Origin of the sequence: Variovorax sp. KBW07, assembly GCF_003852515.1 — a bacterium.
In the GTDB taxonomy this organism is placed as follows: Bacteria; Pseudomonadota; Gammaproteobacteria; order Burkholderiales; family Burkholderiaceae_C; genus Variovorax.
Map to the genome: position 1 here is coordinate 1 of NZ_QAJK01000046.1, position 15,413 is coordinate 15,413.

The following is a 15,413-nucleotide window of genomic DNA, read 5'->3' on the forward strand; positions in this document are numbered from 1 at the left end:
GGGAGCGAGAGGAACAATATCAGGAGGAGCGAAGCGGGGGACATTCGCGGAGCAGAGCACACCGTCGGCGTTAGCGGCGCCCTGAAGCACCCGAATCCCGCTGCCCTATCAAACAGCAACGCAAGGCAAATTCGCGTCTCGGGGTGTTCTCCGACAGGGAAACCGTGCTTTTTCGGCAAAACTTGACAAGTTTTGCTTACAAATGCGACCAATGAAAACTCCCTCCGCGATCGACCCCGACGACTTCGAGCGCCTGCTGAGCCGCAATCTCAAGCTCCCGCTCATCGGCGGCGTCCTTGGCGCCGCGGTGTTCGTCGCGTTGATCCTTTTCCTGCTCTCCACCATCGGCTGGGTCGAGCACACCGACCGCGTCACCCGGTCGGCCAGCGAGCTCCAGCGCCGCAGCATCGACATGGAAACCGGCATGCGCGGCTTTCTTATCACCGGTGAAGAAAGCTTTCTCGAGCCGTACCAAAGCGCCCTGCCTCGCCTGAAAGTCGACACCGACTCTTTGCGCACCCTGGTTTCGGACAACCAGCAACAGGTCGACCGGGTCAATCGCATTTCCGGGCTGCAGGAGGCATGGAACGAGTTTGCGCGCAGCATGATCGCCGCCAAGCGCGCCGGCGGCGACGTGCAGGCCACGGTGAGGCTGGGCCGCGGCAAGCGGCTGACCGACGACATGCGCGCCGAGTTCACCGCCTTCATGGACACCGAGCAGGCGCTGCGCTTCCAGCGCAACAACGACGCCAACCGCACCGCCTGGTGGGTGGTGAGCCTGTTCCTGCTGTTCACGCTGCTGCTGACCGGACTGGTGGCGTACTTCGGGCGGCGCCAGCTGGTGCGGCTGTCCGAGAGCTACGACGTGGTGCTGAAGGAACAGAACGCGCATGCCGAGCGCCTGTCGCACGAAGCCTGGCTGCGCGGCGCGCAGACCGAGCTGGTGGGCGAACTGGTGGGCGAACTCAGCGCGCCGGACATGGGCCGCAAGATCCTGGCCTTTTTCTCGCGGCACCTGGGCAGCGCGGTCGGCGCGATGTACGTGCGCGAGCGGCACGGCCCGCTGCGGCGCGCGGCAAGCTACGGCTTTTCGAGCGAGGCCGAGGCCACGCCGCAGGTGTTTTCTCCCACCGAGAGCCTGGTGGGCCAGGCTGCCGCGGAACGCCGCCGCATGATGGTCGACCCGGTCGACGCCGATTACCTGAAGATCAATTCGGGCCTGGGCCAGATGGCGCCCAGGACAGTGCTGCTGATGCCGGTGAGCAGCGACGGCATGGTCAATGGCGTGATCGAGCTGGGCCTGGCCGGCGCGCTCGACGAACGCGGCACCCAGCTGCTTGAAGTGGTGGCCGACGACATCGGCACCTCGCTCGCGGCGGCGCGCTACCGCGAGCAGCTGCAAGACGTGCTGTCCGAAACGCAGCAGCTCAACGAAGAACTGCAGGTGCAGCAGGAAGAACTGCGCACCGCCAATGAAGAGCTCGAAGAACAGTCGCGCGCGCTGCGGGCTTCGCAGGCCATGCTGGAGAACCAGCAGGCCGAGCTGGAGCAGACCAACAGCCAGCTGTCGGAGCGCACCGAGGCGCTGGACCAGCGCAACGTCGCCCTGCGCCGCGTGCAGCGCGACCTGGAAGACCGTGCCGACGAGCTGCAGCGGGCGAGCCGCTACAAGTCGGAATTCCTGGCGAACATGTCGCACGAGCTGCGCACGCCACTGAACAGCGCGCTCATCCTGGCCAAGCTGCTGGGCGACAACCCGCAGGGCAACCTGTCGCTGGAGCAGGTGAAGTTCGCGGAATCGATCTACTCGTCGGGCAACGACCTGCTGGTGTTGATCAACGACATTCTCGACATTGCCAAGGTCGAGGCCGGCAAGCTCGACCTGGTGCCCGAGAACGTGGCGCTCGACCGGCTCGCCCAGAGCCTTGAAAGCACCTTCCAGCCGCTGGCGACGCAAAAGAACCTGGGCTTCCGGCTGGAGATCCAGCCCGGCGCGCCGGCGATGCTGGTCACCGACCGGCAGCGTGTGGAGCAGATCCTGAAGAACCTGCTGTCGAACGCGCTCAAGTTCACCGACCGCGGCGAAGTGGCGCTGGTGGTGTCGGCCGCGGCGGATGGCGGCGCGGCCTTTGCGGTGACCGACTCGGGCATCGGCATCGACCCGCAGCAGCATGAGCTGATTTTCGAGGCCTTCCGCCAGGCCGACGGCACCACCAGCCGCCGCTATGGCGGCACGGGCCTGGGCCTGTCGATCTCGCGCGACCTCACGCAGTTGCTGGGCGGCACGCTCACCCTGCAAAGCCAGCCGGGCCAGGGCAGCACCTTCATCCTGCAGTTGCCGGCCGTGGCGCCGCAGGCTTCGGGGCAACCCATTTCCGCTCCCAGGCCCACGCCGGCACGCGCCCTCGGCCATTCGTCGCATACCCCGGCCCATTCGCCGGCCCATTCGCCCGCCGTGGTGTCGCCTACGCCTTTGGCGCCCTCGCCCAAAGCCGCGGTGCCGGCGCCGCAGTTCGCCGACGACCGCTCGATTCCGCGCGACCAGGTGCGCCGCGTGCTGGTGATCGAAGACGAGCCGCAGTTTGCGCACATCCTCTACGACCTGGCGCACGAGCTGGGCTACCGCTGCCTGGTGGCGCACGGCGCGGCCGACGGCTTCGAGCTGGCCACGCAGTTCGTGCCCGACGCGATCCTGCTGGACATGCGCCTGCCCGACAGCACCGGCCTCGATGTGCTGCAGAAGCTGAAGGATTCGCCGCACACGCGCCACATTCCGATCCACGTGGTCTCGGCCGCGGACAACGCGCAGGCCGCCGCGCTGCACATGGGCGCCATCGGCTACGCACTGAAGCCGGCCACGCGCGACGAACTGATGAAGGTGTTCGGCCGGCTCGAGGAAAAGCTCACGCAGAAGGTCAAGGTCGTGCTGCTGGTGGAAGACGATGCGCTGCAGCGCGAAAGCGTGATGCGTCTGATTGAAGACGACGACATCGAGATCGTGGCGGTGGGCTCGGGCGAAGAGGCGCTGGAGCTGCTGCGCACCCGCGTCTTCGACTGCATGATCACCGACCTGCGGCTGCCCGACATGCAGGGCAGCGAGCTGCTCAAGCAGATGGCGGCGGAAGAAATCGTGTCGTTCCCGCCGGTCATCGTGTACACCGGGCGCAACCTCACGCGCGACGAAGAGACCGAGCTGCAGCGCTATTCGCGCTCCATCATCATCAAGGGCGCCCGCTCGCCCGAGCGGCTGCTCGACGAGGTGACGCTGTTCCTGCACAAGGTGGAGGCCGAGCTGTCGAGCGAGCGCCAGGGCATGCTGAAGACGGCGCGCGGGCGCGACCGCATCTTCGAGGGCCGCACCATCCTGCTGGTGGACGACGACGTGCGCAACATCTTCGCGCTGACCAGTGCGCTGGAGCAGCGCGGCGCGGCCGTGGAAATTGGCCGCAACGGCCGCGAGGCACTGGAAAAACTCGACCAGGTGAGCGAGATCGACCTGGTGCTGATGGACGTGATGATGCCGGAGATGGACGGCCTGGAAGCCACGCGCCGCATGCGCGCCGACCCGCGCTTCGAGAAGATGCCGGTGATCGCCATCACCGCCAAAGCCATGAAGGACGACCGCGAGCAATGCCTGGCCGCCGGCGCCAACGACTACCTGGCGAAACCCGTGGACCTGGAACGGCTGTTCTCGCTGTTGCGCGTGTGGATGCCGAAAATGGAGCGACTGTGACCCGGAGCCGCCTGCCCTCTTCTTCTACTTCCGCCGCCGCGCCCACGCCGCCGCTGCATCCGCTGAGCGACACGGAGATCGAGCTGCGCCTGCTGATGGAGGCGATCTACCTGAAGTACAGCTACGACTTCCGCAACTACACGGTGGCTTCGCAGAAGCGCCGGGTGCTGCATGCGCTCGACCAGCTGGGGCTGCCGAGCATCTCGGCGCTGCAGGAACGCGTGCTGCGCGAGCCGGCGCTGTTCGGGCGGCTGCTGCAGTTCCTGACGATTCCGGTGAGCGAGATGTTCCGCGACCCGGCCTACTTTCTGGCGCTGCGCCAGCACGTGGTTCCCATCTTGCATACCTACCCTTCGGTGAAGGTGTGGGTGGCGGGTTGCAGCACCGGCGAAGAAGTGTTTTCGCTGGCCATTCTGCTGCGCGAGGAAGGCCTGCTCGAGCGCACGCAGATCTACGCCACCGACATCAACCCGGCCTCGCTGGAGAAGGCGCGGCAAGGCATTTTTCCGCTGGAGGCGATTCGCGGCTACACGGTCAACTACCAGCGTGCGGGCGGGCGCGGCGAGTTCTCCGACTACTACACCGCCGCCTACGATGCCGCGCGCTTCGACCCCTCGCTGTGCGCCGACGTGATCTTTGCCGACCACAGCCTGGCCACCGACAGCGTGTTCGCGGAAACGCAGCTGGTGTCGTGCCGCAACGTGCTGATCTACTTCAACCGCGAGCTGCAGGACCGGGCGCTGGGGCTGTTCCACGAGTCGCTGTCGCACCGTGGCTTTCTCGGTCTGGGCTCGAAGGAAAGCATCGACTTCTCGGGCTACGCGAACCGCTTCGACACGCATGCGCGCCTGGAGCGCATCTACCGCAAGCTGGCATGAGAAGGCAGCTTCGCTCTTCTGTTCACAAGCGCGTGGACGCCGTGGTGCTCGGGGCTTCGGCCGGCGGCATCGACGCGCTGAGCGTGCTGCTGCACGAGCTGCCCGCCACCTGGCACATTCCCATGGCCGTGGTGCTGCACCTGCCCGAGGAGCATGAAAGCCACCTGGCGGAAATTTTTGCGCAGCGTCTGCCGATTGCCGTGCACGAGGCCCTCGACAAGATGCCGCTGGCAACCGGCACCCTGTATTTCGCGCCGCCCGGCTACCACCTGTCGATCGAGCGCGAGCGCAGTTTTTCGCTCAGCTGCGAGCCGCCGGTGCTGTTCTCGCGGCCATCGATCGACGTGTTGATGGCCTCGGCCGCCGACGCCTACGGCCCCGCGCTCGCCGGCTTTTTGCTGACGGGCGCCAACGAAGACGGCGCCGAAGGGTTGCGCCGCATCCATCTGGCCGGCGGGCTTACCGCCGTCCAGGAACCGAAAGAAGCACTGATTCCCACCATGCCCCAAGCCGCCATTGCGCGCCACGCTCCCGACTACGTGCTCCCCCTTCGCGAACTGCGCACCCTGCTTCTTCAACTCGAGGCCGCCCATGAACATTGACATCGAGAGCAAGCTGCTGATCGTCGATGACCTGCCGGAAAACCTGCTGGCGCTGGAAGCGCTGATTCGTGCGCCGGGGCGCACGGTGTACCGGGCCCTGTCGGCGGAAGCCGCGCTCACGCTGCTGCTGGAGCATGAATTTGCGCTGGCCATCGTCGACGTGCAGATGCCGGGCATGAACGGCTTCGAGCTGGCCGAGCTGATGCGCGGCACCGAGCGCACGCGGCACATTCCCATCATCTTCGTGAGTGCCGCGGGGCGCGAGCTGAACTACGCCTTCCAGGGCTACGAAAGCGGCGCGGTCGACTTTCTTCACAAGCCGCTGGACCCGCACGCGGTGGTCAGCAAGGTGAACGTGTTCGTCGACCTGCACCAGCACCGCAAGGCGCTGCGGCACGAAATGGAGTCGCTGGCGGCGGCGCATCGCAAGCAGGAAGAACTGGTGCAGCAACTGCAGCACACGCAGCGCGAACTGGAGCGCGCGGTGCGCATGCGCGACGACTTCATGTCGATGGTTTCGCACGAGCTGCGCACGCCGCTCAACACGCTCTACCTGGAAGCGCAGCTGCGGCAGTTGCACCTGTCCAAGGGCAACCTCGCGATCTTCGCGGCCGACCGGCTGCCCGCGATGATCGAGCGCGACCAGCGGCAGATACGCAACATGGTGCGGCTGATCGACGACATGCTCGACGTGACGCGCATGCGGCGCGACGCGCTGTCGATACAGACCAAGCCGGTGGACCTGGCGGCGCTGGCGCGCGCGGTGGTCGAGAACCTGCGGCAGCAGGCCGAGGCCGCGGGTACGACCATTGCGCTGGAGGCGCCGGCCGAGCTGCGCGGCGTGTGGGACGAATTCCGCATCGAGCAGGTGCTGACCAACCTGCTGACCAACGCATTGCGCTACGGCGGCGGCAAGCCGGTCGAGATGGTGGTGCAGCAGCAGGACGACGGCACGGCGCGCGTGAGCGTGCGCGACCAGGGCATCGGCATTGCGCCCGAGGACCACGAGCGCATCTTCGAGCAGTTCGAGCGCACCGACCACAGCCGCAAGCACGCGGCCGGCCTGGGCCTGGGGCTGTACATCACGCGCAAGATCGTGGACCTGCATGGCGGGCACATCGGCGTGGAGAGCACGGCCGGCCAGGGCTCGCGCTTCGTGGTCGACCTGCCGCTGGACACGCCGGACAGCAAGGGCCCTGCCGCCACCGAAACGTAGGCCTGCTCCTACCGTGCGGCGCGCGCCGGCCCGCGATACTGTGGTCTTCGAGATAACCGGAAAGAAAACACTCTGTGAATGTGCTGATCGTCGATGACAACCACTCCGCAGCCGACCTGCTGCAGGAACTGCTGACGCTGCAGGACCATACGGCGCGCTGCACCTACACCGCGCAACAGGCGCTGGATGCCGCCGCCGCCGAACGCTTCGATGCCGCGCTCATCGACCTCACGCTGCCCGACTTTCCGGGCACCGAAGTGGCCCGCCGCCTGCGCGCCAGCGCGGCCGAAGGCGCGCCCCGGTTGCTGGTTGCCATTTCGGGGTTTTCGGCGCAGGACACGGGCGGCCAATCGGCCGAAGGGTTGTTCGACCACCATCTGCAAAAGCCGATCGACATCGACCAGCTCGATCGCATCCTGGCGCCTCGCTAACGCATCGCCTTGTAGCGGTAAACGCGAAAGCCGTCTTTCTGCACGAAGCTGATGGGCTCCCATCCGCGTGCCAGCGCACTGTCGGTAATCTGCGCCATCTGCAGGCCGATGTGGTCCTGCAGGCTGTCGGCCACTGCAAGCTCGAACTTGCGAAGGTCGCGGTCCAGCGCCTCGATGGCCGCAATGGCGGCCTCCACGTCGCCGAAAGGGCGCAGCGCATGCGCCGGCGGATTGTTGTTGCTATTGCTGCTGCGCGTCTGGCTGGGCGGCGCCGTGAACTCCGCGCCGAAGTCGACGATGGCGCCGCCTTCCATGCCATTCAGGCCGCCTATGCTCATCGTCGTCATCATTTCATGAACCCGACGTCGCGCGGATAGGCGATGCCGCTGGGCGCCGTCATTCCAAAGTTCTTGAGGTTGGGCAGGATGCCGTCGAGCTGATCCTCCGGCACGCCGAACCAGCGCGCCAGCGTGGCGGCGTACTGGTCGACCGAGGTGGTGGGCAGCAGGCGCCCTTGCCCGACGTGCCACTGGTCGTCGTCGGCAGCGGTGTTGGTCACGCTCACCGGCGGCGGCGTGCCGTACAGCGCCTTGCCCTTCACCGCGCCGCCGACCACGAAGTGATGGCTGCCCCAGCCATGGTCGGCGCCATTGCCGTTGCTCGACAGCGTGCGGCCGAAGTCGGACGCAGTGAAGGCTGTCACCTTGTCGGCGATGTTGAAGGCCTCCATCTGCCGCTGGAACGCGGTCATTGCAAACGACAGGCGCTCCAGCAGCACGGGCTGCCGGGTGTCGATATCGTCGTGCAGGTCGTAGCCGCCCATCGAGACGAAGAACACCTGGCGCTTGATGCCCAGCGAGGTGCGCCCGCGGATCAGGCGCGCGACCATCTTGAGCTGGTCGGCCAGGTTGTTGCCGCCCGGAAAGGCGAAGTTGGCCGCGAAGTCGTCCGACTGGATGGCGGTGGTGATCGTGCCTTCGGCATCGACCGCGCGCTTGGTGACCTTGGTGTATTCGTTCTCCAGCGTGTGGCCGCGCGGCTGCTGCGCGATCTGCTGCATGGCCGCCTTGACGGTGGCCGAGTTGAAGAGATTGCCCGTGGTGTTGCTCACGCCGGTGATGCGCACGGCACCGCGCGTGCCCACCTGGTATTGCATGGCCTCGTCGCCCGACAGGAACACCGTGTTGCCCGATACCGAGATGCAGGTGAAGAGCGAAGCCGCCGTGGGGTTCTGCCGCAGCGCCAGGTCGCCGATGTTGCCGCCCCAGCCAATGACGGAGCCTTCGGGCGACGACGATTGCCAGACCGACTGCTGGTCGTTGTGCGAGAACAGCTTGGGCGGAATCGGATAGTCCCTGCGGTTCGGGCCATTGAGCTGCGCGCGCGTGAGCGGCTTGATGAGCGGCCCCACGTTCAGTTGCACCGCCATCTTGCCCTCGTCGAACAGCGTGGACAGGCCCGGCATCTTCTTGGTCAGGGCGTACTGCCGGCCATTCGCAAGAGGCAGCGTGGGCTGCAGTTCGACCAGCTCGGTCATGGGCAAGGCGATGCCGCTGCGGGCGGCGGTGTATTTGGCGAAGCTGGCGCCGTCGTAGTTGACGACAGTGTTGGCGTAGTCGTTGCCGCCAAAGAGAAAGACGCAGACCAGCGCCTTGTAGTCGTCGCCGGGCGCGCCCTGCGCGGCGGCTTCGCCCATGGCGGCGAGGTTGAGCGCCAGCGGCAGCGCGGTGCCGGCCATCGCAAGCTGGCCAGTGCGGCGCAGGAACGCGCGGCGCGATTGCTGGGCGGGTGTCTGTATGAGGTACATGGTGCGTGGGCTCTCGCGTTACTTCTGGACCAGGTATTCGGGCGAGCCCATCACCAGCAGCACGGCGGCCCAGATGCGGTTCCGGCGGTCGGCGTCGCTGCTCGACGCGTTGAGGCTGGGCGTGGCCAGCGCGTTGGTGATGATCGCCACCGTGGCGGCCGACAGCTGGTTGCCGGTCAGCAGCAGGTTGAGCCGCCGCACCAGCGCCGCCGCGTCGAGCACCACGGCTTTTTCGGCGGCATAGCTGGCCACCACGTCCTTGTTGTCGAAGCCATACTGCAGCGCGTCCTGCAGGAAGTTCAGGTAGCCGCCCACGCTGGTTTCGTTCACCAGCTGGAACTCGGGCGCGACCATCTTGTTGGTGGCGATGGCGGTCGACGGCGGCACGTAGCCCGGCCGGAAGAAGTTGAACACCGAGGGCGAACGCAGCGGGCTCTGGCCCAGGGTCCGGCTCGGGTCCGAGGTGTTGCCGATCTTCCAGTTGTCGGTGGCCGAGGTCACGCCGAAGGTGCGGCCCCATTGCACGAGGCGCAGCATCGGCTCGCGCAGGCGGCCGAAGTTGGGGTCGGCAAGGCCTGCGGGCGCACGTGCTTCGTCGTCGATCAGCACCGCGGTGAACACGCTCTTCATGTCGCCGCGCACCCCGCTGCCGTTGTTGGCAAAGATGTCGGCCACGCGCTTCACGTAGGCCGGGCTGGGGTTGCTGGTAACCAGCCGCTGGATCAGTTGCCGGCCGATGAAGGGGCCGGTGTTCGGGTGGTTGAAAAGCGTGTCGAGCGCGGTCTTCAGCGCCGCCGGGCCGGGCGTGCCGGCGGGCACGGTCGCACCGAGGAATTTCGCCTCGAGCGTCGAGTGCCGGGCGGCGTCGAACTTCATGGGCCGCGTGGTCCATTCGTTGGATTCGATCTTGCCGCCCCCGCCCGGCGGCTGGTAGGCGTTGCGCTCCGAGGCCCGGATGTCGAGGTCGTAGCCGGTGAACACGCGCGCCAGGTTCGACACGTCGTCCTGCACGTAGGTTTCGATCGGCTGGCCGTCGGCGCCGGTCTTCGGCGTGCCGTCGGGGTTGAGCTGGTACAGGCCGATGGACATGAGCTGCATGACCTCGCGCGCGTAGTTCTCGTCGGGCTGCCGTCCGTTCGCGTCTTCCTTGCGGTTGTCGCGGGTGTTCAGGTAGAAGCCCATCGCGGGGTTCAGCGAGACGTCTTCCAGCAGTTGGCGAAAGTTGCTGGTGACACCGTTCACCAGCATGTCCCAGTACTGCGCCATCATGGTCACGGGCCAGCTCGATCCGATCTCGGTGGCCGAGACCACGAAGATCTCGCTGAGTGCCAATGCCAGACGCTTGCGCATCGCGTCGGGCGACGCCATGAGCTGGCGCCAGATCATGTCGTCAACCTCGGTGGGAATGGCGCCCCGCGGGCTCATCCAGTCCCAGGCCGTGGGCGCGCGCGGTGCGCCGAACTGCTCGGCGAGCCACGGCAGGTAGCCCTTGGCGCGCACATCGGCTATTTCGGTCTCGGAAGCGGAGAACTGGGCCTGCAACAGGAAGCGCGCGGCCTCCTCGTCGTTCTTGGCTTGCAGGTAGTGATACGGGCCTGTATCGGGCGCCGGTCCGCCACCGACGGGCGGCGGCAGGAAAGGAAAGCCACCCGCGCCTCCGTCGCCACCGCCTCCCCCTCCGCACGCGGCCAGTACCGCGGAAAGGGAGAACACGGCCCCGAGCTTCAGGGACCGCGATGCGTCGGTCGTTGCTGCATCAGGCGTTGCGTCGTGCGCCGCGCCGTGTGCTAGCTCATCGACTGCACAGGTGCAGCCCTCTTCTGTCTGTTCCACCATGTTCCTCGCTCCTGCGGCGCTCCGACGCCGTTCGAGCGATTCAAGGCAAGGGGCATGCCCTGCGCAATTCGGGTGGACAACCGCCTGAAAGCAAGGCTTGCGGCCCCACAAATGTGTCTTAATGTGACTTTTTAGTCACTTTCAGAAACAAAATTGGCATGCCAAGTCCTTGGCCATGCTTCAGCAAGCGTTCAGGCGACGAAGCGCGGGATGCTGCGGGGCCCGGCGGCCCCGCACATCAGTCGTCGTAGTCGCGGTCGCCGTCCCAGCCGTTCGGCGGACGGTAGGGATAGCCGGGGCCGTAGTAGATGCGGCCGGGCGGCGGGCTGTAGATGGGCGCCGGACGGTAGTACACCGGCGGTGGCGGCCGGTAGTAGACAGGGGGGGCGGGCTCGTAGTAGATCGGGGCCGGGGCCGGATAGGCATAGACCGGCGGCGGCACGTAGTACGGCGCCGGGTAGCCGCCGACGTAGCCGGGCGTGCCGATCTGCACCGACCAGCTGCCGCGCGCGCTGGCCGAACCCGCGGCCAGCAAGGCTCCGGCGGCCATCGCGCCGATCGCCATCCATTTGAAAACAGAAGAATGATTTTTGAAGTTCACAGTGGCTCCATGGCCAAGGGCGAAGAGCGCCCAAGTGGATACGCAACGTTCCGCGCCTGCGCGCGGTGCACCCGCCAACGCCTCGGGTGGTTCCCAAACGTCACCGGCAAAGTTCGCGGCAAAGCCAGCGGAAATATAGGCCGGAAACGTTCAGCGCGCGATCTCGCGGCGCGACAGCATCACGTCACCGCTGGTCGTGTTGAAGGCGATGGTCGGCGCGCTGAAGTCGCTCAGCGGCGCGCCCAGGCCGATCTCGCCGCGGCCGTGCAGCACGCACTCTTCACGCCGCAAGGCGATCTCGGTGCTCGGCCCGCCGTTGCCATGAAAGCGCACCCAGGTGCCGTAGGTGCTGACGTCGATCAGCACGCAACTGCCCTGCCGCACTTCGATGCGCGCATGCAGCCGCGAGACACGCGGATCGTTCACCACGAACTGCGCATCATCGACGCGCCCGAGATGAATCGGCAGTTCTTCGGTGCGGAACATCGAGCGCACGTCGAGCCACGCCAGCTCGATCTGGCCGAATGACGAATCGGGCATGCGCAAGGGCGCCAGCGCGGCCGGCACTGTAAGAAAAGAAGTCACTTCTTCTTGCCAGTCGATGCGGTGCACCACCGACATTTCGCTGCGGCCGCGGATGTTGATGAGGCCCAGGTCGCGGTGCTGCACGCCGCCTTCGCGCAGCTGCGAGATCACGGCATCGGTCACCCATATCTGGCCGGGCCCGGCCAGGTCGCTCAGGCGCGAGGCCAGGTTGACGGCGTCGCCGTAGCAGTCGCCCTCCACTTCCACCACCTCGCCGCTGGCCACGCCGATCTGCAGCGCCATGCGCAAGGGCGCCGGCCAGACCAGCAGCCGCTTCTGGTGATAGCGCTGCAACTCGATGACCGCGTGCGTGGCCGCGGCTCCGCTCGAGAAGATTGCGAACACGCCGTCCCCGAGCGACTTGACCACCCGGCCACCATGCGCCTGGCAGACGCCACCGATCCATTGCGTCAGCCGCGTGACGGTTTCCGTGGCCCGCGCATTCCCCATGGCTTCGAAGACCCTGGTACTCCCCGTCAAGTCCGCGAATACGACTGTGGAATTGACACCCATACTGTTGTGATTCTCTATTGCGATCGCTGGTTGATTATGGTCAAGGCTCTTCGCATTTCCCTGCAAGAAATGTCCTTGACACACGACCAGACAAACAAGAAACGATTCATTCAGCTTCTCTGTTGACCATATGTATACGCTCGTAACAACGACTCGGATGCACAGGGGATATTGACCCTTTGTAGTACTTTGGAAAACAAATTTAAAAAGGTGGTGAAAACGATTAGTAAAGCGTGTTGTTTGCAAACAAGAAACATTGTTTCGGATCTTGTGCAACGGTTAACTGCGGCTTAAGGTAGCGACCGTCCTTGCTTCCGGCAATACGCTTTCCTTCCCATGCTCTTCCGCCGAATTCTTCGTCTGCTGAACCTGCCCGGTTTCGGATCCCGCCAGGTGGCAGAGAGCCAATTGGGGCGAATCCGCACGGCCATGCTGTCGGCCCTTCAAGGCCGCGGCGGTCATTCGATCCAGCGTGTCAGCCAGCGCGTGCGCTTCGCGGCCGACATGGAAGCCCTGTGGTACCTGCGGCAGGACGTGATGATCGCGCTCAGCGACATCGACGGCGAATCGGCCGCCCGCCGCCAGATGAAAGCCATCAACGGCATGTTCAAGGGCGGCCTGCCCAGCTCCATGGGCCCCCGCGCCCATCAACGCTTCACCAACAACGGCTGAAGCCGCGCGGCGACCGGCTCCCGGTCGCAACAACAACACCTCTTTCCTACGGCCCGACGGGCGCTTTCAATGCGCGTGGTCGTGGTCGTGATGCGCGTGGTCGTGCGCATGACCGTGGTGTGAATGATCGTCGTGCGCGTGGTGGTCGTGCCGGTGGCCCCACACCAGGAACACGTCGCGCCCTTCGGCCGCCATGGCCACCTTCGCGCCCACGGGCAACAGCACCTTGGTGGGCACGTGTCCGAACGGCAGGCCGGCCAGCACCGGCACCTTGAGCGTGGCGCGCAGGCGGTCGATGACCGTGTTCAAGCCAAACCCCCGGTCGTAGCCCGGCACCTTGCGGATGCCCGTGAACTGGCCGAACACGATCGCGCGCTGGCGTGCGAGCACACCCGCCAGCTTCAGCTGGTCGAGCATGCGTTCGATGCGGTACGGATGCTCGTTGGTGTCTTCGATGAACAGCACGCCCTTGTCGACCACCGGAAAGTACGGCGTGCCGAGCAGGCTGGTGAGCACGCACAGGTTGCCGCCCCACAGCACGGCGTCTTGCACGGGCTTGAACTTCAGCTCGGCATCGCGCGCGGGCATGCGCCAGCCGGTGCCTTCGCCCTGCCCGCTCAGCAGGTCGTCGAAGCAGGCTTCCATGATGTCGTCGGGACCGTCTTCGGCACCGAAGTCTTCGCCGACCGCCGGGCCCGACCAGGTGACGCCACCGGTCTTGGCAAGCAGCGCATTCTGCAGCGCGGTGAAGTCGCTGCAGCCGACGAACTCGGTGCCCTTCTGGATCGCCTTGGCCACGGCCTTGTACGGAATCGCGTCGAGGATGCGCGTGAGGCCGTAGCCGCCGCGCGCGATGAGCGCGACATCGGCGCCGCTTGCGGCCGCGCGCGAAATGGCGGCGAGCCGCGTGGCGTCGTCGCCCGCAAAACGCTGATGCACCGACAGTGCCGCGTCGTCGACTTCGACTTCATGGCCCAGCGCCGTGAGTCGCTTCACGCCGCGCCGGAAAGCAGCCTTGTCGCGGATTGCACTGGAGGGAGAGTAGATATAGATGTGTTTGGTCACGAGGTCGAGTATCCCATTGCGTTGCGCGCCTGCAGGGCAAGCGCCACGGCTTGCGCCGGTGTCGGCCCCGATGAAGAAGCGAGAGGGCCGAGCGCGCGCAACGCGGCTTCGTAGCCCCGGTCGGGAAACGGTGCGCGCCACGCATCCTTGATGCGCTCGCCACCGTCCGGCGACTGCAGCGTTGCCGCGAAGCGATGCGGCGCAGCGGACTGAAGCAGCAGCGACGCAAGCGCGGTAGCAGCCGCGCTGTGCACCAGCACCATCGGTTCGGGCGCCGCCACGCGGTCGAGCCATTCGAGCAACACGTCGCGATGCCATTCGAGCGTGTGCGGCGTCTCGCGCTTGGGCTTGTCGCTCTTTCCGAAGCCGATGAGGTCGGGCACCAGCGTGCGCAGTCCAGGCGCGCCGACGAGATGACGGAAGAAGTAGCCCCATTCGCCAGGGCCATGCAAGCACAGGCAGCAGGCGAGCTGATCGCCCTCGCGGCCCGGATTGCCCGGACCGCTTTCGTCGATGTAGTGCATGCGCCAGCCCCGTTGGCTCGGCAGGTCCTGCACGTAGTGCGGAGCGAATGCGTAATCGTCCAGCGCGGCAAAGCGTTCCGCCGGCGTGCGCAGCGCATCGTCGCGCAGAGGCTCCGCCTGCTCGCGCGCAACGCTGCGGCGATGCTGAAAAAAGGCCTGCAGCACGGCCGCGCATTCCTGCGCCATCACCCCGCCCCGCACACGCGTGTGGTGGTTCAGCCGAGGCTCGGCAAAGAGGTCGAGCACCGAGCCAGCCGCGCCAGTCTTCGCATCGGTCGCGCCATACACGACGCGCGCCAGGCGCGAATGCAGCATGGCCCCCGCGCACATCGCGCAGGGCTCCAGCGTGACGAACAACTCGCAGCCATCGAGCCGGTAATTGCCAAGCGCGGCGGCCCCGGCACGCAGCGCGTTGATCTCCGCATGTCCGCTCGGGTCGTGTTGCGCCACCGGCGTATTGCGCCCGGTGGCGATGACCTGGCCGTCTTTCACCAGCACCGCGCCGACCGGCACCTCGCCGGCATCAGCGGCAAGGCGCGCCTCGGCCAGCGCGAGCGCCATCCAGCGCGCGTCGGCGTCGTGGCCGTCGTCGTGGTGGTGGTTCACCGGCAGAGGCGATGCGGGCTCAGTTGTCATCCGGCATCTTGCGCGCCTGCGAAGCGGCTTCGAGCGCGTCTTTCATCTGTTGCTGAACCTGCTGCGCCTGGTCGCGCACGGTGGCGGGCTTTTCGCCGGCAGCCGGTGCGGCCACACCGGGAACGGTCGGCAATGTCGCCGAGACGCTGCTCCCGATCTGTTTCTTCGCGATCAATCCGACGATCAACAGTGACAGCACCAGACCGATCAATCCAAGTACGCGCATTTCAGTGGCTCCAGCTTGCGTTGTGTTTCGTGTGTTCGTTTCGTCGCGCTCTTGTCGCTGTTCGGAACGGGTGCATTCTTTGTGCGTG

At 66.2% G+C, this 15,413-nt stretch carries 14 protein-coding genes; 6 read left to right on the forward strand and 8 right to left on the reverse strand.

Annotated elements, in window-relative coordinates; genetic code table 11:
- Window positions 1-211: 211 nt before the first annotated feature.
- The 5 genes from DBV14_RS10330 to DBV14_RS10350 all read left to right on the forward strand — a co-directional run bounded on the left by DBV14_RS10330 (window position 212) and on the right by DBV14_RS10350 (window position 6,860).
- Complete coding sequence (locus DBV14_RS10330; RefSeq protein ID WP_124459099.1) at window positions 212-3,733, forward strand: response regulator; 3,522 nt, start codon at window positions 212-214, stop codon at window positions 3,731-3,733.
- Window positions 3,734-3,786: 53 nt separating this feature from the next.
- Entirely contained in the window at window positions 3,787-4,611 is an 825-nt protein-coding gene (locus tag DBV14_RS10335) for a protein-glutamate O-methyltransferase CheR (RefSeq protein ID WP_260396950.1), read from the forward strand.
- Entirely contained in the window at window positions 4,608-5,213 is a 606-nt protein-coding gene (locus DBV14_RS10340) for a chemotaxis protein CheB (RefSeq protein ID WP_124459100.1), read from the forward strand. The genes DBV14_RS10335 and DBV14_RS10340 overlap by 4 nt, the downstream gene beginning before the upstream one ends.
- Window positions 5,203-6,429: a hybrid sensor histidine kinase/response regulator gene (locus DBV14_RS10345; protein ID WP_124459101.1), complete on the forward strand. Its 1,227-nt coding sequence runs from the start codon at window positions 5,203-5,205 to the stop codon at window positions 6,427-6,429. The genes DBV14_RS10340 and DBV14_RS10345 overlap by 11 nt, the downstream gene beginning before the upstream one ends.
- Before the next feature lie 74 nt (window positions 6,430-6,503).
- On the forward strand, window positions 6,504-6,860 hold the full coding sequence (locus DBV14_RS10350; RefSeq protein ID WP_124459102.1) for a response regulator: 357 nt from the start codon (window positions 6,504-6,506) through the stop codon (window positions 6,858-6,860).
- On the opposite strand, the gene DBV14_RS10355 is transcribed toward DBV14_RS10350, so the two are convergent.
- From DBV14_RS10355 to DBV14_RS10375, 5 genes are all read right to left on the reverse strand, one after another.
- Entirely contained in the window at window positions 6,857-7,198 is a 342-nt protein-coding gene (locus DBV14_RS10355) for a hypothetical protein (protein ID WP_260396896.1), read from the reverse strand. The two genes, DBV14_RS10350 and DBV14_RS10355, sit on opposite strands and share 4 nt — an antisense overlap.
- A gap of 8 nt (window positions 7,199-7,206) precedes the next feature.
- A complete protein-coding gene (locus DBV14_RS10360; protein ID WP_124459104.1) occupies window positions 7,207-8,667 on the reverse strand; it encodes a DUF1501 domain-containing protein in 1,461 nt (486 codons plus the stop codon).
- A gap of 18 nt (window positions 8,668-8,685) precedes the next feature.
- Window positions 8,686-10,503 carry a DUF1800 family protein gene (locus tag DBV14_RS10365; protein ID WP_124459105.1) on the reverse strand — a complete coding sequence of 606 codons (1,818 nt, stop codon included), beginning with the start codon at window positions 10,501-10,503 and terminating at the stop codon, window positions 8,686-8,688.
- Window positions 10,504-10,741: 238 nt separating this feature from the next.
- Window positions 10,742-11,104 carry a hypothetical protein gene (locus DBV14_RS10370; RefSeq protein WP_124459106.1) on the reverse strand — a complete coding sequence of 121 codons (363 nt, stop codon included), beginning with the start codon at window positions 11,102-11,104 and terminating at the stop codon, window positions 10,742-10,744.
- 150 nt (window positions 11,105-11,254) lie between these two features.
- Entirely contained in the window at window positions 11,255-12,202 is a 948-nt protein-coding gene (locus DBV14_RS10375; RefSeq protein WP_124459107.1) for an adenylate/guanylate cyclase domain-containing protein, read from the reverse strand.
- A gap of 336 nt (window positions 12,203-12,538) precedes the next feature.
- Between DBV14_RS10375 and DBV14_RS10380 the strand changes: the two genes are divergently transcribed.
- Window positions 12,539-12,874: a hypothetical protein gene (locus DBV14_RS10380; RefSeq protein WP_124459108.1), complete on the forward strand. Its 336-nt coding sequence runs from the start codon at window positions 12,539-12,541 to the stop codon at window positions 12,872-12,874.
- Window positions 12,875-12,940: 66 nt separating this feature from the next.
- Here the strand turns inward: DBV14_RS10380 and DBV14_RS10385 are convergent, their stop codons facing one another.
- The 3 genes from DBV14_RS10385 to DBV14_RS10395 form a co-directional block, all read right to left on the reverse strand.
- The gene (locus DBV14_RS10385) at window positions 12,941-13,939 is read right to left on the reverse strand and encodes an LD-carboxypeptidase (protein ID WP_124459109.1); all 999 of its coding nucleotides are present in this window, start codon (window positions 13,937-13,939) and stop codon (window positions 12,941-12,943) included.
- Window positions 13,936-15,099, reverse strand: a complete 1,164-nt coding sequence (gene tadA, locus DBV14_RS10390) for a tRNA adenosine(34) deaminase TadA (protein ID WP_124459110.1) — start codon at window positions 15,097-15,099, stop codon at window positions 13,936-13,938. The genes DBV14_RS10385 and tadA overlap by 4 nt, the downstream gene beginning before the upstream one ends.
- Window positions 15,089-15,413 (reverse strand): hypothetical protein (locus tag DBV14_RS10395; RefSeq protein ID WP_311732764.1); only part of this gene is annotated, 325 nt, incomplete at its 5' end. The genes DBV14_RS10395 and tadA, both read right to left, overlap by 11 nt.